A 20,131-nucleotide genomic window follows, 5' to 3' on the forward strand; every position below is an offset into this window, starting at 1 on the left:
ACAAGTATAAACGCCTTCAGCGTCCATATAAGGACGCTAAGCGTTTAAGCAAGAGATATAAGAAATAAAGTATTGTTTCAAACTTATACTTTCTTATATTAAAAAAAGCTCCCACCCCTCTAAAAAACTGAGGAGCGGAAGCCTTATTTATTCCATTTTTTTATTCGGATTCTACTTCTTTTTCAAGCAATGGCGCTACAGGAGCATCCACTTTATTCACTACAAGTTCTCCGCCAACTTCATCAATGTTGAGCGAATCACCCTTTTGGATATTTCCTCGGAGCAATTCCTCAGAAAGACGGTCTTCAATATGCTTCTGAATCGCACGACGCAATGGACGTGCACCAAAGGCTGGGTCGTAACCTTCCTTAGCCAGGAAAGCCTTCGCCGCATCCGTGAGTACGAAATCAACATCATATTCACGCAGCCGCTTGCGCAGCTCATCAGACATCAACGTAACGATTTCAGCAATATGCTTCTCATCGAGGGAATGGAAGACGATGATTTCGTCAATCCGGTTCAAGAACTCAGGACGGAAGCTCTTCTTAAGCTCTTCCATAACCTTGCCCTTCATATTACCGTATTCTGCTCCAGCATCTTGCACAGCTGTGAATCCAAGTGTCGAATTCTTCTTGATCGCTTGTGCGCCTACGTTAGAAGTCAGAATAATTAATGTATTACGGAAATCAACTACCCGTCCTTTAGAGTCAGTCAAACGACCGTCTTCAAGAACCTGCAGTAGAATATTGAATACTTCTGGATGCGCTTTTTCAATTTCATCAAGCAGCACTACAGAATAAGGTTTACGGCGTACCTTCTCGGTTAATTGGCCGCCTTCTTCATAGCCAACATATCCAGGAGGGGCTCCGACTAAGCGGGACGTGGAGTGCTTCTCCATGTATTCCGACATATCAATACGGATGACCGCATTCTCATCGCCGAACATGGCTTCAGCCAATGCACGAGCCAACTCAGTTTTACCTACACCTGTAGGACCGAGGAAGATAAAGGAACCCATTGGACGTTTCGGATCTTTAAGACCTGCACGCGCACGGCGTAGTGCCCGGCTAACTGCCTTAACGGCTTCATCCTGGCCGATCACTCGTTCATGAAGTAAAGCCTCCATGTTAAGCAGACGGTCGGTCTCCTCTTCCTTCAGCTTGCTTACAGGTATCCCCGTCCAGCTAGCTACAACCTGTGCGATGTCTTCAGGTGTAACCTCTGAATCCGTGCGACCCTGTTTTTCTTTCCATTGATTCTTTGTCGTATCAAGCTCTTCACGGATCTTTTGCTCTGTATCACGCAAGGCCGCCGCTTTTTCAAACTCTTGACTCTGCACTGCGGAATCTTTCTCCTTGCGGATATCATCCAAGCGCATTTCAAGTTCCTTCAGATTTGGCGGGATGGTGTAAGAGTGAAGCCTTACTTTAGATCCTGCTTCATCGATAAGGTCAATCGCTTTATCTGGCAGGAAACGGTCCGGAATGTAACGATCGGACAACTTCACTGCTTCCACAATAGCTTCATCCGTAATCTTTACACGGTGATGCGCTTCATAACGATCGCGAAGTCCGAACAGAATTTGGACCGCTTCCTCTGGAGAAGGCTGATCCACCGTAATCGGTTGAAAACGTCGTTCGAGCGCTGCATCTTTTTCAATATATTTACGATATTCGTCAAGCGTAGTAGCGCCTATGCACTGAAGTTCTCCACGGGCCAAAGCCGGCTTAAGAATGTTAGATGCATCAATCGCACCTTCAGCGCCGCCAGCACCGATCAGCGTATGAAGCTCATCGATAAAGAGCACGATATTACCTGCTTGGCGAATCTCATCCATGATTTTCTTGAGGCGGTCTTCAAATTCACCGCGATATTTTGTTCCAGCCACTACTGAGCCCATGTCGAGCGTCATGACGCGTTTGTCGCGAAGTGTTTCTGGGATTTCATTGTTGATAATCTTTTGTGCAAGTCCTTCAGCGATAGCTGTCTTACCAACACCAGGTTCACCGATCAGTACCGGGTTATTCTTAGTCCGGCGACTCAGTACCTGAATAACACGTTCAATCTCCTTGCTACGGCCGATAACCGGGTCTAGATTGCCCTCCTTAGCATAGGCGGTCAAATCGCGCGCAAGACCATCTAGAGTCGGTGTGCTGACATTAGCCGGAGTTCCACTATGACTAGAGGCAGCCTCGCTGCTTCCCAGGAGCTGCAGCACTTGCTGACGAGCTTTATTCAAGCTGATGCCGAGGTTATTAAGCACACGTGCCGCGACACCTTCCCCTTCACGGATAAGTCCAAGCAAAATATGCTCAGTGCCGACATACGTATGTCCCAGCTTACGGGCTTCATCCATCGACAACTCAATCACTTTTTTAGCGCGAGGAGTATAAGCAATGTTCGTAGGCTGTTCTTGACCTCTGCCAATCAGTGTCTCCACTTCGTCCTGGATTTTTTCAAGACCTAGCCCTAAAGCAATTAATGCCTTAGCAGCAATGCCGTCTCCTTCACGAATAAGTCCGAGCAAAATATGTTCTGTGCCAATATTGTTGTGTCCTAAACGAACAGCTTCTTCCTGCGCCAGCGCTAGCACTTTTTGTGCGCGTTCCGTAAATCTTCCAAACATCATATCTCCTGCACCTCCATGAATAGTAAATATCTATATTAATGTTGTGTTCCCAGTGTCTCTCGGAGCAGTTTTGCCCGATACATATCTCGTTCAGTGGCGTTTAACTCATCGCCGAACATCTTTTGCAGAAATCCTGGCTGTGTCTTAACGTTAAGTTCATTTAGCACTGAAATCGAAAGACCTTCCAGAATGCCAAGATCAACCCCAAGTCTCACATCAGACAGTCGTTGTGCAGATTCTTTAAGCTCCATAAGAGCTGCATAACATAAAATCCCATAAGAACGCTTCACTCGGTCGGTTATTCTCAGTGCGGAATCAACAAGCAACCGTTCACGTGCATTTCGCTCATGCTCTATGATCTGCGTAACTACACTGTGAAGATTCTCAATAATTTCACTCTCCGTTTGACCGAGGGTGATCTGATTGGAAATTTGAAAGATGTTCCCTACTGCTTCGCTGCCCTCACCGTAAATTCCTCTTACAGTCAATCCTACTTGGTTCACTGCAGACAATATGCGATTGATCTGATGCGTCATTACAAGTGCTGGCAGATGCAGCATTACTGAGGCACGAAGCCCTGTACCCACATTAGTGGGGCAACTGGTCAAGTATCCTCTTTTATCATCAAAAGCGTAATTGACAGCTGCTTCAAATATATCATCGATCGCCGTCGCACGTTCCCATGCTTCTCTAACCTGAAGACCAGGAAACAGACATTGGATTCGCAGATGGTCCTCTTCGTTAATCATGATGCTGACCGACTCATCTTCATTTAACAAGACAGCCGCGCTGCGCGAATCATTAGCCAAGTTAGGACTGATTAGGTGTTTCTCAACCAGTACCTTTTTGTCCAGTTCATTCACTTCATCAAGCTTTAGGAGTTGAAAAGATCCGAAATCTGCAGCTGCTTCCTCATGAAACACAGGAGCCAACAGCTCTAACACTTCTTCCGATTGCTCTAAGGAAGCCAGCATTGGAAACGGAAGATGCTCTAGATTACGGGCAATACGCATACGACTGCTAATTACAATCTCGGAGTGGCTGCCTCCAGAGCGCATCCAATCACTAAGTGCTTGTTCAGTAAATCGGAGACTTGACATGTCATATCCCCCCTATATATCAAAGACTTTACTCTTGTGCTATTTCTTTTTCAAGTTTACGAATCTGATCCCGCAGCTCCGCTGCCTTCTCGAATTCTTCTTGTGTAATACTCTGCTGTAATTCCTTCTTGAGTTCATCAATTTGGCGTCTAAATACAATCTGAGCTCCTGCACGTTTCGGAATCTTACCTACATGTGAAGTACTACCATGCACTCGCTTAAAAAGCGGGTCAAGTGCGCTGTTAAAATATTTATAACAGGAGCTACAGCCAAAACGGCCTAACTTGCTAAACTGGGAGTACGTCATCCCACAATTCTCACATTGCAGACTCTGCGTTGTCTTCGTTGCAGCCGACTTCTCCTTGCCGGCACCCTCTAGATCAAGCAGACCTGACAGCAGACTGTGGATCGAGAACCCTCCAGCCGTTCCGGGAATGAGTTCCCCCTTCTCCCGTGCACAGCTCTCGCAGATATGAAACTCCGTCTTCTCTCCATTCACGATCTTAGTGAAGTGGAGTGTTGCCGGCTTGACGCCACATTCCTGGCATTGCATAAGCGAAAGCCCCTCCCTTATGGTTGACAATTATTTGCCTAACAAAGAGATTAACATCGCCTTCATAATCTTGGCACGAATCTCATCCCGGTATGGAATCTTAACCGTTAGGCATTCCCGAGAAACAGCAGCGCGCATAAGGCACGCTTCACGCTTACTTAGAAAACCGGCTTCCTCCAGCTGATAAATCAGCCCTTCAGCAGCGTTCTGATCAATCCCGCCACCTATAGTATGGTTTAAATGGGCATGCAGTGCCACGTTTGGTGGCAATTCAAAACGTTGAATACGAATATATCCCCCGCCACCACGCTTACTTTCCACCACATAACCTTTTTCCAAAGTAAAGCGTGTACTGATGACATAATTGATCTGTGACGGTACGCATGAGAACTGGTCCGCCAGGTCATTTCGCTGGATTTCCACCGTACCTTCGGGACTTTCATGCAAAATATTCTTCAGATATTGTTCGATAATATCAGAGATATTGCGCATCACTCATCCTCCAGTGCTTAAATCTTTATAATACCGATTGCAACTTGCATTCATAATGACAATGGTCTTTAATTGAACTTAAACATTTGTGGATAATTCCACGTGTTCAGAGGATCGGATCAATGTCATTAAGTTTCGTTGACTTTGACTTTCTTTGACTTTTTAATATTATAACATATTCTGTGCTAATTCCAAGTGGATTCTCTTATTTTTCACTTTTTTCAGCGAATGTATTCGGAAATAAAGAGCCCTCCCAACATCTTTCGAAGGGGAGAGCCCGAATTTTTATTTTAAAAATGATCAAATAATGCAGTGTGTGCTTGCGGTAAGATTTCTTCAAACCATTCCAGTGCAGCTGAATGACCTGAGATGCATCCATAACGAGCTAACTCTGCCGGACGTTTATATCCAAGCATTAATGCCGTCAATGTGCCGATATCACAGTTTAAGTCTGCTTCTGCCAGTTTCCCTTCCCCGCGTGTAAAAGTTGCCGATCCCTCATTAGAAATATTCCATTCCCACAATCCATCATTCCAAGGTGCGTATTTATCTTCTATATAAATAAGCTGTTTCTTTGGGCTGCTGTTTCCTCTGAAGGTATAACCTTCAATGAATGTCTTAGCATTCACAATACGACCCATAAAATAAGGATAATTCTCCTGTTCTATACGCGGATCTGGCAGCAAGAAGGGTAACATGTCGTCCGAAGGCACCAGCTTCAACGATGCACCGGTCACCATCGAATCATGGTTCGCAAGAAATGTCCACAGCCCCTGCCGAGCTTGTTCGTTCAAAAAAACAAATTCATCAATGACCAGTTCTCTGTTCTCTACCTTATACAGCACATATCCCTCTGGTTCACCACTTTTAGAGTAAAACACTGCACTTTTTCCTTCGTCATCTAATACAGAATTCTCCCACCAGTCCAAATCACGCTTAAGTGTCCCGTTATATCTGACAGCGAATTGATTGTATAAGCTATCCAATACTTCGATATCTTTAATGTCCCGTTTAACTTTGCCCTCAACTTCAACCTTCTTGGGAAACTTCGCTACAGGAATGGAGTATTTCTTATATTCACAATAAACTTCCCAACCAAATTTACGATAAAAGGGAATCAGGAACGGATGCAGAAAAGAGAGCGTTTGACCCGCTTCATACATCGTTTGCAGTGCATGTGTTAAAAGCTTTGCCACATGCCCTTGTCTGCGGTTCTCTGGCCATGTTGCTACCCCAGCGATACCACCCATAGGCACCACTTTCCCTTGTATGTACACTTGGAATGGCAGAAGCGTCAATTTTGCTTCGAGTGTCCCGTCTTCAAAGGCACCCCATACCCGTTCCGGCTTGAAACTTCTTTGAGCACTTTCCCGTTTGTCGCTAGGTAACTTGTATTGAAAAGCATATTCAGACAAGTTCATGCTTGCATCGAACTCATCTGGGCGTAACTGTCTTATTACCACAAACTCACCTCATCCTTTATAAAATTACTTTTAGGATAAGTATAACAAGAGCGTCAATTGTGCGCTAATCTATTGCATTATTTATAACTTTATTTTTAGTTATCCACAGCTCTATGCAGTTTTAAAAATAGTCTTGAAATCTTGTCACATCCAAGTTAAAATAGTTATCCACTTATCAATAGCTCTATCCACATAATCCCGGCTATATCCACAGCAACCCGTGTACTACTTAGGTTTTCTGTTGACAGATCCATATAAATATGTATTTAATCCACACTATTTAGGGATTATTTCTCTTTCAATCATCTATCCACATGTGCGTAACTTTTCTGCAAATTCAAATAATTATCCACAAGTTTTCCACAGTCTATAATAAACGCAAAAAAGCCACTGTCGATGACTCAACAGTGGTCTAATTGTGCTTGGCAACGTCCTACTCTCCCAGGACCCTTCGGTCCAAGTACCATCGGCGCTGGAGGGCTTAACGGTCGTGTTCGGGATGGGTACGCGTGGAACCCCTCCGCTATCGCCACCAAACATGATTTTTCGAAGCTTTCGCTTCTCGAAATCGCTGCGAGAAAATATCAGCCCTTATAAAGGACATGCAGCTTATTGGTTACAGGCTTAATCGCCTGAAAACTGAATCCGAATTGAATTTGCGTTTTAAGTATAGGATAAGCCCTCGACCGATTAGTATTGGTCAGCTCCATGCATTACTGCACTTCCACCTCCAACCTATCTACCTCGTCGTCTTCAAGGGGTCTTACTAATTGGGAAATCTCATCTTGAGGGGGGCTTCACGCTTAGATGCTTTCAGCGCTTATCCCGTCCGTACGTAGCTACCCAGCCATGCTTCTGGCGAAACAACTGGTGCACCAGCGGTACGTCCATCCCGGTCCTCTCGTACTAAGGACAGCTCCTCTCAAATTTCCTGCGCCCACGACAGATAGGGACCGAACTGTCTCACGACGTTCTGAACCCAGCTCGCGTACCGCTTTAATGGGCGAACAGCCCAACCCTTGGGACCTACTTCAGCCCCAGGATGCGATGAGCCGACATCGAGGTGCCAAACCTCCCCGTCGATGTGGACTCTTGGGGGAGATAAGCCTGTTATCCCCAGGGTAGCTTTTATCCGTTGAGCGATGGCCCTTCCATGCGGTACCACCGGATCACTAAGTCCGACTTTCGTCCCTGCTCGACTTGTAGGTCTCGCAGTCAAGCTCCCTTATGCCTTTGCACTCTTCGAATGATTTCCAACCATTCTGAGGGAACCTTGGAACGCCTCCGTTACTCTTTAGGAGGCGACCGCCCCAGTCAAACTGCCCGCCTGACACGGTCCCCGTACCCGATTAGGGCACTAGGTTAGAACCTAGATACGATCAGGGTGGTATCCCAACGGCGCCTCCACCGAAGCTTGCGCTCCGATTTCTACGGCTCCCACCTATCCTGTACAGATCGTACCCAAATTCAATATCAAGCTGCAGTAAAGCTCCATGGGGTCTTTCCGTCTTGTCGCGGGTAACCTGCATCTTCACAGGTATTAAAATTTCACCGGATCTCTCGTTGAGACAGCGCCCAAGTCGTTACGCCATTCGTGCGGGTCAGAATTTACCTGACAAGGAATTTCGCTACCTTAGGACCGTTATAGTTACGGCCGCCGTTTACTGGGGCTTCGGTTCATAGCTTCGGGTTACCCCTAACCACTCCCCTTAACCTTCCAGCACCGGGCAGGCGTCAGCCCGTATACTTCGCCTTGCGGCTTCGCACAGACCTGTGTTTTTGCTAAACAGTCGCTTGGGCCTTTTCACTGCGGCCCCCTCGTGCTATTCACACTACCGGGGCACCCCTTCTCCCGAAGTTACGGGGTCATTTTGCCGAGTTCCTTAACGAGAGTTCTTCCGCGCGCCTTAGAATTCTCTTCTCGCCTACCTGTGTCGGTTTGCGGTACGGGCACCTTCTCCTGGCTAGAGGCTTTTCTTGGCAGTGTGAGATCATGACCTTCGCTACTACAATTTTCGCTCCCCATCACAGCCCAGCCTTAACGATGTGCGGATTTGCCTACACATCAGCCTCACTGCTTAGACGGACATATCCATCAGTCCGCGTCACTACCCTCCTGCGTCACCCCATCGCTCATAGCGGATTACGGTGGTACAGTAATTTCAAACTGTTGTCCTTCGACTACGCCTTTCGGCCTCGCCTTAGGTCCCGACTTACCCTGAGCGGACGAGCCTTCCTCAGGAAACCTTGGGCTTTCGGCGGATCAGATTCTCACTGATCTTTTCGTTACTCATACCGGCATTCTCACTTGTATGCTGTCCAGCGCTCCTTACGGTACACCTTCAACCCACATACAACGCTCCCCTACCCCAGATACATACGTATCTAGCCATAGCTTCGGTGGTGTGTTTAGCCCCGTTACATTTTCGGCGCAGAGTCACTCGACCAGTGAGCTATTACGCACTCTTTCAATGGTGGCTGCTTCTAAGCCAACATCCTGGTTGTCTGTGCAACTCCACATCCTTTCCCACTTAACACACACTTGGGGACCTTAGCTGATGGTCTGGGCTGTTTCCCTTTTGACAATGGATCTTAGCACTCACTGTCTGACTCCCGGCAATAAGTATATGGCATTCGGAGTTTGACTGAGCTTGGTAATCCTTGCGGACCCCGCACCCAATCAGTGCTCTACCTCCACTACTCTTATACCGAGGCTAGCCCTAAAGCTATTTCGGGGAGAACCAGCTATCTCCGAGTTCGATTGGAATTTCTCCGCTACCCCCACCTCATCCCCGCACTTTTCAACGTGCGTGGGTTCGGGCCTCCAGTGCGTGTTACCGCACCTTCACCCTGGACAGGGGTAGATCACACGGTTTCGGGTCTACGTCCACATACTCAATCGCCCTATTCAGACTCGCTTTCGCTGCGGCTCCGTCTTCTCGACTTAACCTTGCATGTTAAACGTAACTCGCCGGTTCATTCTACAAAAGGCACGCCATCACCCATTAATAGGGCTCTGACTTTTTGTAAGCACACGGTTTCAGGTTCTATTTCACTCCCCTTCCGGGGTGCTTTTCACCTTTCCCTCACGGTACTGTTTCACTATCGGTCGCCAGGTAGTATTTAGCCTTAGCAGATGGTCCTGCTGGATTCATACGGGGTTTCACGTGCCCCGCACTACTCGGGATCCGTCTCGGAGAGAACACAGTTTAGGTTACAGGGCTTTTACCTCTATCGCGGGCCTTTCCAGACCTCTTCACCTACCATATTCCTTTGTAACTCCATGTGAGACGTCCCACAACCCCTAAGAGCAAGCTCTTAGGTTTAGGCTGTTCCGCGTTCGCTCGCCGCTACTGACGGAATCACTATTGTTTTCTCTTCCTCAGGGTACTTAGATGTTTCAGTTCCCCTGGTCTGCCTCTACATACCCTATGTATTCAGGTATGAGTAACTGCGAATTACCACAGCTGGGTTTCCCCATTCGGACACCCCCGGATCAAAGCTTGCTTACAGCTCCCCGAGGCAGTTTCGTTGTTCGCCACGTCCTTCGTCGGCTCCTGGCGCCTAGGCATCCTCCGTGTGCTCTTATTAGCTTAACCTTGATTTTTCCGCAGGAAAATATCATACGATATCTCTCTTGGAATCATCTCACTAATAACATTTACTTGTTCACACAAGTTGCTAAAAGATGTTCTAAAACGCAAATTCGTTTCGGTATCCAGTTTTCAAGGATCAAGATAAAACTATTCTAGACATAACAAATAGATGAAGTTTGTTGGTGGAGCCAAGCGGGATCGAACCGCTGACCTCCTGCTTGCAAGGCAGGCGCTCTCCCAGCTGAGCTATGGCCCCGCAAATTCCATCAAAACCGAACAAATGGATACGCGTTAAATAATTTTGGAAGTTTAACTTCCGATTTGAATGTCTTCATTGCAGAAGACGATTCTCCATAGAAAGGAGGTGATCCAGCCGCACCTTCCGATACGGCTACCTTGTTACGACTTCACCCCAATCATCTACCCCACCTTCGGCGGCTGGCTCCCTTGCGGGTTACCCCACCGACTTCGGGTGTTGTAAACTCTCGTGGTGTGACGGGCGGTGTGTACAAGACCCGGGAACGTATTCACCGCGGCATGCTGATCCGCGATTACTAGCAATTCCGACTTCATGCAGGCGAGTTGCAGCCTGCAATCCGAACTGAGACCGGCTTTGATGGGATTGGCTCCACCTCGCGGCTTCGCTTCCCGTTGTACCGGCCATTGTAGTACGTGTGTAGCCCAGGTCATAAGGGGCATGATGATTTGACGTCATCCCCACCTTCCTCCGGTTTGTCACCGGCAGTCACTCTAGAGTGCCCAACATTACTTGCTGGCAACTAAAGTTAAGGGTTGCGCTCGTTGCGGGACTTAACCCAACATCTCACGACACGAGCTGACGACAACCATGCACCACCTGTCTCCTCTGTCCCGAAGGCCGCTGCTATCTCTAGCAGATTCAGAGGGATGTCAAGACCTGGTAAGGTTCTTCGCGTTGCTTCGAATTAAACCACATACTCCACTGCTTGTGCGGGTCCCCGTCAATTCCTTTGAGTTTCAGTCTTGCGACCGTACTCCCCAGGCGGAGTGCTTACTGTGTTAACTTCGGCACCAAGGGTATCGAAACCCCTAACACCTAGCACTCATCGTTTACGGCGTGGACTACCAGGGTATCTAATCCTGTTTGCTCCCCACGCTTTCGCGCCTCAGCGTCAGTTACAGCCCAGAAAGTCGCCTTCGCCACTGGTGTTCCTCCACATATCTACGCATTTCACCGCTACACGTGGAATTCCACTTTCCTCTTCTGTACTCAAGTCACCCAGTTTCCAGTGCGACCTTAGGTTGAGCCCAAGGTTTAAACACCAGACTTAAATGACCGCCTGCGCGCGCTTTACGCCCAATAATTCCGGACAACGCTTGCCCCCTACGTATTACCGCGGCTGCTGGCACGTAGTTAGCCGGGGCTTTCTTCTCAGGTACCGTCACTCCGATAGCAGTTACTCTACCGGACGTTCTTCCCTGGCAACAGAGCTTTACGATCCGAAAACCTTCATCACTCACGCGGCGTTGCTCCGTCAGACTTTCGTCCATTGCGGAAGATTCCCTACTGCTGCCTCCCGTAGGAGTCTGGGCCGTGTCTCAGTCCCAGTGTGGCCGTTCACCCTCTCAGGTCGGCTACGCATCGTCGCCTTGGTGGGCCGTTACCCCACCAACTAGCTAATGCGCCGCAGGCCCATCCCTCAGTGACAGATTGCTCCGTCTTTCATTCTTCCTTCAGGAGAAAAAAGAAATTATCCGGTATTAGCTACCGTTTCCGGTAGTTATCCCAGTCTAAGGGGCAGGTTGCCTACGTGTTACTCACCCGTCCGCCGCTAAGTCATTTTGAAAGCAAGCTTTCAAAATGACTCCGCTCGACTTGCATGTATTAGGCACGCCGCCAGCGTTCGTCCTGAGCCAGGATCAAACTCTCCAATTAGTATTGAAAAGAGCGATATGCTCATTTTGAAACTGACGATTCATTAAATGAATCTTTTAAAAATTAACGCGTTCCATTTGTTCAGTTTTCAAAGAACTTGCTCCCAGCATTTCGACATTCAATGTCTCTTGCACAGGAATTTGAGTATATCACGTTTTCGTATTTCTTGTCAACTTATTTTTTCATCGTTTGTGTTTCATTTGTTCGATGCGTCATAAGCACAAGAGATAATATACCATGCGGTTCTTATGTTTGCAAGCTTTTTTTGAAATAAAAAATTATCGACGTATAAATACTTTCAAACCAGCACAAACCAACACAAATTGATTCCAATCATCCGTTATCTGTGGCTAAATAGAACTTATCGCAATCCCATATATTAACTTCGAATGATACGTACAGAGAGGAGTCTAAATGAAAAACCAACCATCTAGTGCTGCGACCCCAACAAACACTAAGGACAAGGAGCAGCGTAATCTGCAGCAAGCAACAATCTATAAGATTTTGCTGGCAGTCAGCTTTGTTCATTTATTTAATGATTCTATTCAGGCAGTTATCCCTGCAATCTTCCCTATTCTCAAAGATAACTTATTGCTCTCCTTTGCTCAGATCGGATGGATCTCCTTTGCCCTAAATATGACGTCCTCAGTTATCCAACCAGTCATCGGGTATGCTGCTGACCGCAAGCCTCGTCCTATATTATTACCACTAGGCATGTGCAGCACATTTTTAGGCGTACTTTTATTGGCTTTTGCCAACAACTATATCCTTGTATTGTTTTCCGTCATGCTAATCGGCTTTGGATCAGCTACTTTTCATCCGGAAGGCATGCGTGTAGCTCATATGGCTGCCGGGCAGCGGAAAGGCCTTTCGCAATCCATTTTTCAAGTCGGCGGTAATGCTGGGCAATCTTTAGGTCCAATGCTCACGAAATGGATATTCATCCCCTTTGGGCAGATTGGGGCACTTGGTTTCACTATCGTCGCAGCTGCCGGTATCGTCGTCCAGACTTACGTTGCTCGCTGGTATCGGGAGATGCTGGATGCGGGATATACATTTCATAAGAAATCAACAGCTCGTGCAATCGATCCTGCCCGCCGCAAAAGTATTCGAACAGCAACAATTATCCTTGTCTTCCTAGTCTTTGTAAGGTCATGGTACGGCGCTTCTATCGGCAGTTACTACGCTTTCTATTTAATGGACAAATACCAAATGACACTTGATAAAGCCCAAATCTACATTTTCATGTATTTAGCGGCTGGTGCCATTGGTACATTCTTTGGAGGCCCCTTGGCGGACCGCTTCGGACGGCGTAATCTCATTCTTCTCTCTATGGTCGGAACAGTACCCTTCGCGCTGGCTCTCCCCTTTGTGAACCAAATGTGGGCCGCTATACTCCTACTGATTGGCGGTTTCATCCTTTTGTCCAGCTTCTCTGTTACTGTAATCTATGCTCAGATGCTTTATCCAGGGAATATCGGAACAGTCTCAGGGTTAATCACCGGTCTTGCTTTTGGTCTCGGGGGAATTGGCTCCTTGGTACTCGGCAATCTGATTGACAGCATTGGGATTTCAAAAGTGTTTATAGCTTGTGGCTTCCTGCCTCTTCTCGGTTTCCTCGCTCTCCTGCTTCCTAGAGATGAGAAACTAGAAGAATGGGCCGCTCAATAAACATCAATAACATCATAGAATCAATAATTACTTAGCGCTTTACTCATCACTGTAGAAAATAGAGCGGCAGCCTTCCCGCTGCCCTCTGTCATATAATTATCCTTATTTGTACGATCAAACCCCATCCACACTGCAGCTGTCCATTCCGAAGTATAACCAACAAACCATAGATCCCGATTTGCTTTCTTGCTCACACCTGGCAGGTCCAATTGAGTTGTTCCGGTTTTCCCTGCTACGGGTCTGTTCATTTGTGCCTTTTTGCCGGTTCCTTCATTGACAACACTACGCAGCATATTCGTCATTGCATCTGCTGTTCGTTGCGATATTACCTGACGTGATACAGTGGGATGTGTATATACGACTTTCCCTCCTGCATTAGTTATCGAGCGCACCATATGAGCCTCATTGAATTTACCTCCATTAGCAAAGACACCGTAGGCCTGTGTCATTTTAAGTGGAGATACCCCTTTATGAAGCCCTCCTAAAGCTATTGATAAATGGTTGTCCTCTTCCGTCAGTACTATTCCTAATTTCGCGGCAAATTGCCGTGCAGAAGAGATTCCAACCTGCTTCAAAAGCCAAACGGCTGGCGCATTCACGGATTTTTGCAGCGCTCTACTCATTGTAATTTGACCTTGATACACACCATTCAAATTCTCAGGTACATAGTTGCCATAAGCATATTTATGATCAGACAGTATACTATTTGGGCTATACTTCCCGCTCTCTAGCGCGGGTCCATAATCAATGATCGGCTTGAAGCTGGAGCCTGGCTGCCGCGCATCAATTGTAGCTCTGTTCAAGCTCCCCTCGTTTTGCTCACGCCCACCAATAAGTGCCACCACTTCACCTGTACGATGATCAATGATGGTCATAGCTGCTTCCACCTGTTGATCTTTTCCATCGGGCGGGAAAGAAGACGCCTTAAGAAAAGCCTGTTCAAGCGCCTGCTGCGCTTTAATATTCAACCCTGTAACGATAGTGTAGCCTCCCGTTCGAAGCTCTTCTACAGACTTCCCAGTGATCTGAGACGCTTCCTTAAGCGCAGCATCCACATAATGCACGCCAATGACTTCTACTTTGTTCGCAACCGGAGGTTGATACAGTTTATCTCTGGCCTCCATCATTTGTTCAGTAGTGATCAGTCCTTGATCTAGCATGATCTGTAGAACTAGATCCCTTCTTGTTTTGGATAATGTACTATTGTCTACCGGATTATAAATAGACGGTCCTTTAGGAATTCCCGCTAGGGTCGCTATTTGCCATATCTCTAGTTTTTTCAAATCAGATACACCGAAGTAACGCTCGGCAGCTGCTTTCACTCCATACTGTCCTCGTCCCATATAGATTTGATTGAGATAAAGTCCCAGAATTTCACGTTTAGATAGCCGCCGCTCCAAAGCAAGCGCAATGGAAGCTTCGTTTAGCTTGCGTATCACATTCTTGTTCCTGTTCAAATAAAGATTGCGAGCAAGCTGCTGAGTGATGCTGCTTCCGCCCTCGGAGAGATCCATATCCACAACATTATTCAAAAAGGCGCGAGATATCCCTTTGTAATCTATTCCCTGATGGCTATAGAAACGACGGTCCTCCACTGCTAAAAATGTATTTATCAATAATGCAGGCATCTCCTCCAGCTCTGCTAGATGTCTATACCCAGAACCCGGTAAAGGGATCATCCGTAATGTCGTCCCATCCGAGGTCTTAATGATGCTCGATTCCGGCAGTTGAAGTTTATCTTCTTGTTGTTTAACCACTTGTCCGCCGTATTGAAATACGTAAAGCAAACCCACAAGCGCTATTATTATTCCAATGACACTCGCATCAAAAAATAAATATCCTAGACGGAGTATCCGAGTACGCACGATCCATCTGCCATCTTTGTCTGAATGGACTTCACTTAGTTTTTTTTCGGTAACGGCACTCATGATTCTATAATCAGGTTCTCTAGGAACCGCTCCATACTTCGGGCTTCAACATTTGCCGCTTCAAGAAGTGCGTGTACTTCCGCCCCATCATCTGTAATGTCAGCCTCTTTTACCTCACGGAGAGTACGGAGAATTGCCCGAGTTCTAATCAATAAAGCTACAGCTGGTGTATCTTGCATCTTTTCTGGTGCTAAACCTCTATTCGGAACTTCAATTCTTTGCATACGATTCAGGTTAGCGGCGATTTGGCCTAATTCTCCTCCAGAGAGGACCTTAATTTCTGTTGTTGCTCCCTTGTCTGCCATCTCTGAGGTCCCAACCAATACGGTGTGCAAATCATCGGAAATTTTCTGTGAACGTAGAATAAACAGACCGCTGAAGAGCAGAACAAATAGAATAACAGCACAGGGGATTTTTCCAATATGATTGATAACCCAGTGGGTAAGACGGATAAAAAAAGCATCTGATTGCCCCGAATAATGAGCGTACAGCAAAGCAACACCCCGCTGGACAACAAAAAGAAAGGCAGCACTCAAAAGAGCAGTCCCTATAAAAATATAAAGATAGTGGATACGAATCGTCTGAAGTTTGTGCATAGTAATCCCCTCCTTGTGCTCACAAGGATATCTTCCAAATCTTAAGAACCCGCCAAGAGTTTTCTTAAGATTCTCTGAAGAATGGGAAATGGGTAATAAAATCCGTTCGAAGGGGGGAGCTTTCTACATAAATAACGCCATTATGGCGTTCAATGATACTTTTTGAAATGGCAAGACCTAGGCCCGAACCACCTGTATGCTGTGAACGGGACTTCTCTGCCCGATAGAATCGTTCAAAAATATAAGGGATATCACTCTCTGCAATCATCTCTCCAAAGTTACTAATGCGAACAACCGCTTCATTCCCCTTTTTACTGAAACCAATCTCCACTTTTCCGCCGCTTCTACCGTAACGGATCGCGTTCGTAATCAAATTCTCATAAGCACGAACTAACTCTTTAGGGGAAGCTTCTATCCATAACTCATCTGCTTGGTCATCGATCTCATAGGTCATTTCAGCCTTTGTTAGTTCGGGAACGGATTCCTCCGCTAACTGCCGTATAAAGGCTTTTAAATCTAATCTCTCCAGAACCAGAGGGTATTCTCCACTATTAACACGTGTATATTCAAAAAGATCGTCGATCAGTTTACGCAGCACAAGCGATTTGTTGTAGGCTATACTCACGTAATAACGTATTTCTACTTCTTCCTGACATCGATCCTGCTCGATATACTCCAGAAAACCGAGGACAGAGGTAAGCGGGGTTCTTAAATCATGTGAAACACCAGTGATCAAATCATTTTTCGCGTTCACAGCTTTACGTTCCTCCTCCACGGAGTGCTGCAAACGTTCAGCCATTTCATTAATATTCTCAGCCAGCACTCCCAGCTCGTCCGTGGTTCTAACTTCAATTCGGTGCGACATCCCAGAGCTTGTGATTTCCCGAATCCCTTTGGTGATCTCCTCCAGATAAAGTACTACTTTACGAGTATAGATAAAAAAGAATAGCAAAAAGCTGATAATACCAGCGGCGGTCAGCAGTGGCATAGAACCAATATGATTAATGATCCAGCGTAAGATACGTGAATAGGGAGCCGACTCTGACGCTGGATTCAAATAGATCATGAAATTAACGAGCTGGTAACCTGCAAACAGCAGTAATCCACCGGAAAGCACACTAAGCAAAAAGGCGTATATAAACTTCCAACGAATCGTAGTTATATATTTGGAATTCAAGAAGCCTCACCTAATCCTTTCAGGAAGGTCCATCTAATTTATACCCAACTCCCCAGACGGTTTGTATATAACGCGGGCGCTTCGAATCCACTTCGATTTTGTCGCGGAGGTTACGAATATGTACCATAACAGTATTACCCCCATCTAAAAATGGTTCATTCCAAACCTTATCGTATATCTGCTCTAAGCTGAGCACTTGACCTTGGTGCCTTGCCAAAAGCTCTAAAATAGAAAATTCCCGAGGAGTCAGCTTAATCTTCTGCTGGTCTATATGTACCTCATGCTTAGACGTATCTATAGTTAAATCTTCAAAGCTCAGTTTGTTGTCAGTTCCCAAGCTATTACTTTCTTTATTGAAGGCGTGGTAACGACGTAGCTGTGACTTCACTCTAGCTACAATCTCCAAAGGATTAAACGGCTTGCCCACGTAGTCGTCCGCTCCTATGCTGAGTCCTGAGATTTTGTCCATATCGGTATTTTTGGCTGAAAGAATGATAATTGGCATCTTCCGCTCTTCACGAATCTTCATACACGCAACTAGTCCATCCATCTTAGGCATCATGACATCAAGAATGATTAAATCTACTTCTTCCTTCTGCAGACACGCCAGCGCTTCCATTCCATCATAGGCTTTAAGCAGCCGATAACCCTCATTACAGAGGTATATCGATAATAGCTCGACTATTTCCTTCTCATCATCTACTAACAATATCGTCTCTCTCTTCACGGAAGGGGTTTCCTTTCAATTATAGTAATAATATCTATAGCTTCTATATTAGCAGATCAATCGAACGATTTTCCTCGAAAATAGAAACATGTACTTACAATCGCATGACAATAAAGTAGGTTACGCAAAAAAGGGCACCCGCTCCTCTCGTACTTAAACGAAATGGAACGGGTACCCTTTTAGGATCTATTGAAAATATGCTTACATCTCCAGCAATCGAATCAGCTCATCCTCATCTTCAATGACTTGAATGCCTAACTGCTGTGCCTTGGCCAGTTTACTGCCTGCCTTCTCTCCGGCAATAACCAAATCGGTCTTCTTGGATACACTTCCGGATACCTTTGCTCCAAGCGCTTCTAAGCGCTCAGCCGCTTCGTCACGTGTAAGCTTTTGTAATGAACCGGTCAACACTACAGTTTTTCCACTAAAGAAGGAATCGGTATTAACAGGACGCGGTGCTTCAGGAGCCTTTGCTTCAACGCCCAAAGCTCGCAAGCGAGCAACATTTGCCACGACTACAGGATCTGCGAAGAAATTAACAATACTCTCAGCGACAATCCCACCAATGTCCGGTAACTCGGCGAGTTCCTCGGCTTTAGCCTGCATTACAGCATCCAGATCGCGGAAATGATCAGCCAGCATCTTGGTTGTTGCTTTACCTGTGTTAGGGATTCCTAACGCAAATAAGAATGAGGCGAGATCGCGCCCTTTACTATCCTCTAACGCTTGCAGCAAATTCTGTGCTTTTTTCTCCCCAAAACGGTTCAACTGTACAAGCTGTTCAAAAGACAATTCATACAGATCCGCAGAGTCATGTACATTAAGCTCGTCGTAGAGCTGACCTGCCGTCTTCTCACTAAACGTCTCAATATCCATCGCATCACGCGAAGCGAAATGGGTGATCCGACTAATAATTTGCGGTCTACAGTTTAGCTTATTATTACAGAAAAGATGCGCACCGCGCATTTCTAGCGGATATCCGCAAGCCGGGCAGTCCTCAGGAAAAATAATTTCTCCTCCGTCATTCTCCTCTGTTACCTTACCGAGAATTTCCGGGATAACATCATTAGAACGCCGAATAAACACTCGAGCGCCTAAGGCGAATTTCAAGTTTTTGCGCTCAATATCGCCTACATTATTTAATGTGCAATTTTGTACGGTAACTCCAGCAAGTTCTACGGCTTCAACACGAGCCAGCGGAGTCACTTTGCCTGTACGTCCTACATTCCAGCTAACAGACTCAAGCACGGTCGTTGTTTCTTCAGCCTCAAATTTATAAGCCACTGCCCAGCGGGGGAACTTGTCAGTGTAACCAAGAACTTCTCGAATACGGAAATCAGTCACCTTGATTACAGCTCCATCAATGAGGTAATCAAGACTCGAACGACTCTCCTCGATTCCAGCAAGCTGTTCGGTCACATCATCGAAATCATTACAGTAAGTCAAATAAGGATTTACTTTGAATTTGTTATTCCGCAGAAAATCCATCATCTCCTGATGATCGGCGAATTCTACACCTTCTGCAAAACCTACATTATAGAAATATGCATTTAAACGACGTTCTGCAGTAGTCTTCGGATTTAGATTGCGCAGTGCACCTGCTGCTGCATTACGCGCATTCTTCAGCGGCTCTGCAGCCCGTGTATTATAATCAGCTAGCACAGACAGATTCATAATCCCTTCACCTTGAACCTCAATGACCCCTTCTTTAAAAGGAATCGTTAATGGAACAGACTTAATGGTCTTCACCTGCGCAAGGATTCCTTCACCAATGACACCATTACCACGCGTCGATGCCTGTTCAAGAACGCCATTTCGATAGGTTAAATTCAGCGTTAAGCCATCGAACTTCAGCTCTACTGCATAACAAGGATCAGGAAGAGGGTTGTCTGGATTCTTAAGATTGTACTCATACACTAACCGGAGTACCCGCGTATTCCAGCTCCGCAGCTGTTCAATATTCTGTGCTTTATCGAGACTCCAAAGCGGAGCCAGATGCCGATGCGGCGTGAAGCCCTTAAGCAGCTCTCCACCTACACGTTGTGTAGGTGAATCCGGTAGTACGAAGCCACTCTCAGCCTCCAGTGCTACAAGCTTGTCGTATAAAACATCGTATTCCTTATCACTGACTAGCGGAGCATCCAGCGTGTAGTAGTGGTAATTATAATTATTTAACTCCGCAACAAGCTCTTCCATCACATGCATAGCATCCATGCAGGTACATCCCTCCGTCAATAAGTTTCCTAATGGTTAGCGTGGTCTAAATATCTGTTCATTAGTCGTT

At 46.2% G+C, this 20,131-nt stretch carries 11 protein-coding genes, 1 tRNA gene and 3 rRNA genes; 1 reads left to right on the plus strand and 14 read right to left on the minus strand.

The window, feature by feature from the left end:
- Nucleotides 1–160 precede the first annotated feature (160 nt).
- The 9 genes from clpC to R50345_RS27340 form a co-directional block, all read right to left on the minus strand.
- Nucleotides 161–2,629, minus strand: a complete 2,469-nt coding sequence (clpC, locus tag R50345_RS27300; protein ID WP_042131248.1) for an ATP-dependent protease ATP-binding subunit ClpC — start codon at nucleotides 2,627–2,629, stop codon at nucleotides 161–163.
- 35 nt (nucleotides 2,630–2,664) lie between these two features.
- The gene (locus R50345_RS27305; protein ID WP_042131249.1) at nucleotides 2,665–3,729 is read right to left on the minus strand and encodes a protein-arginine kinase McsB; all 1,065 of its coding nucleotides are present in this window, start codon (nucleotides 3,727–3,729) and stop codon (nucleotides 2,665–2,667) included.
- A gap of 28 nt (nucleotides 3,730–3,757) precedes the next feature.
- On the minus strand, nucleotides 3,758–4,282 hold the full coding sequence (locus tag R50345_RS27310; protein WP_042131250.1) for a protein-arginine kinase activator protein McsA: 525 nt from the start codon (nucleotides 4,280–4,282) through the stop codon (nucleotides 3,758–3,760).
- Between the two features lie 30 nt (nucleotides 4,283–4,312).
- On the minus strand, nucleotides 4,313–4,774 hold the full coding sequence (locus tag R50345_RS27315) for a CtsR family transcriptional regulator (protein WP_042131251.1): 462 nt from the start codon (nucleotides 4,772–4,774) through the stop codon (nucleotides 4,313–4,315).
- A gap of 290 nt (nucleotides 4,775–5,064) precedes the next feature.
- Nucleotides 5,065–6,237 (minus strand): GNAT family N-acetyltransferase, encoded by a 1,173-nt coding sequence (locus R50345_RS27320; protein ID WP_042131252.1) that lies wholly within the window; start codon nucleotides 6,235–6,237, stop codon nucleotides 5,065–5,067.
- Between the two features lie 420 nt (nucleotides 6,238–6,657).
- Nucleotides 6,658–6,774 (minus strand): 5S ribosomal RNA (rrf, locus tag R50345_RS27325).
- Nucleotides 6,775–6,907: 133 nt separating this feature from the next.
- Nucleotides 6,908–9,836, minus strand: a 23S ribosomal RNA gene (locus R50345_RS27330).
- Between the two features lie 177 nt (nucleotides 9,837–10,013).
- Nucleotides 10,014–10,089 (minus strand) — tRNA-Ala (locus R50345_RS27335).
- A 101-nt stretch (nucleotides 10,090–10,190) separates the two neighbouring features.
- Nucleotides 10,191–11,748: ribosomal RNA gene (locus tag R50345_RS27340) — 16S ribosomal RNA — on the minus strand.
- The 16S, 23S and 5S rRNA genes sit together here with 1 tRNA gene alongside, the layout of an rRNA operon.
- Nucleotides 11,749–12,162: 414 nt before the next feature.
- On the opposite strand from R50345_RS27340, the gene R50345_RS27345 reads away from it, so the two are divergent.
- Entirely contained in the window at nucleotides 12,163–13,419 is a 1,257-nt protein-coding gene (locus R50345_RS27345; RefSeq protein ID WP_052414753.1) for an MFS transporter, read from the plus strand.
- 20 nt (nucleotides 13,420–13,439) lie between these two features.
- On the opposite strand, the gene R50345_RS27350 is transcribed toward R50345_RS27345, so the two are convergent.
- From R50345_RS27350 to ligA, 5 genes are all read right to left on the minus strand, one after another.
- Nucleotides 13,440–15,347, minus strand: coding sequence for a transglycosylase domain-containing protein (locus R50345_RS27350; protein WP_081954206.1), 1,908 nt, complete (start codon nucleotides 15,345–15,347; stop codon nucleotides 13,440–13,442).
- A complete protein-coding gene (locus tag R50345_RS27355; protein WP_042131253.1) occupies nucleotides 15,344–15,943 on the minus strand; it encodes a hypothetical protein in 600 nt (199 codons plus the stop codon). The genes R50345_RS27350 and R50345_RS27355 overlap by 4 nt, the downstream gene beginning before the upstream one ends.
- A gap of 64 nt (nucleotides 15,944–16,007) precedes the next feature.
- A complete protein-coding gene (locus R50345_RS27360) occupies nucleotides 16,008–17,120 on the minus strand; it encodes a sensor histidine kinase (RefSeq protein WP_042131254.1) in 1,113 nt (370 codons plus the stop codon).
- A 19-nt stretch (nucleotides 17,121–17,139) separates the two neighbouring features.
- Nucleotides 17,140–17,847, minus strand: coding sequence for a response regulator transcription factor (locus R50345_RS27365; protein WP_042131255.1), 708 nt, complete (start codon nucleotides 17,845–17,847; stop codon nucleotides 17,140–17,142).
- A gap of 201 nt (nucleotides 17,848–18,048) precedes the next feature.
- Complete coding sequence (ligA, locus tag R50345_RS27370; RefSeq protein WP_042131256.1) at nucleotides 18,049–20,061, minus strand: NAD-dependent DNA ligase LigA; 2,013 nt, start codon at nucleotides 20,059–20,061, stop codon at nucleotides 18,049–18,051.
- Nucleotides 20,062–20,131 lie beyond the last annotated feature (70 nt).

The organism is Paenibacillus sp. FSL R5-0345 (genome assembly GCF_000758585.1).
In the GTDB taxonomy this organism is placed as follows: domain Bacteria; phylum Bacillota; class Bacilli; order Paenibacillales; family Paenibacillaceae; genus Paenibacillus_AQ.

What these genes read in the sequence shown, in the direction of transcription:
- clpC (WP_042131248.1), bottom strand. Translation starts at nt 2,629, where the DNA reads ATGATGTTTGGAAGATTTACGGAACGCGCACAAAAAGTGCTAGCGCTG.
- R50345_RS27305 (WP_042131249.1), bottom strand. Translation starts at nt 3,729, where the DNA reads ATGTCAAGTCTCCGATTTACTGAACAAGCACTTAGTGATTGGATGCGC.
- R50345_RS27310 (WP_042131250.1), bottom strand. Translation starts at nt 4,282, where the DNA reads ATGCAATGCCAGGAATGTGGCGTCAAGCCGGCAACACTCCACTTCACT.
- R50345_RS27315 (WP_042131251.1), bottom strand. Translation starts at nt 4,774, where the DNA reads ATGCGCAATATCTCTGATATTATCGAACAATATCTGAAGAATATTTTG.
- R50345_RS27345 (WP_052414753.1), top strand. Translation starts at nt 12,163, where the DNA reads ATGAAAAACCAACCATCTAGTGCTGCGACCCCAACAAACACTAAGGAC.
- R50345_RS27350 (WP_081954206.1), bottom strand. Translation starts at nt 15,347, where the DNA reads ATGAGTGCCGTTACCGAAAAAAAACTAAGTGAAGTCCATTCAGACAAA.
- R50345_RS27355 (WP_042131253.1), bottom strand. Translation starts at nt 15,943, where the DNA reads ATGCACAAACTTCAGACGATTCGTATCCACTATCTTTATATTTTTATA.
- ligA (WP_042131256.1), bottom strand. Translation starts at nt 20,061, where the DNA reads ATGGATGCTATGCATGTGATGGAAGAGCTTGTTGCGGAGTTAAATAAT.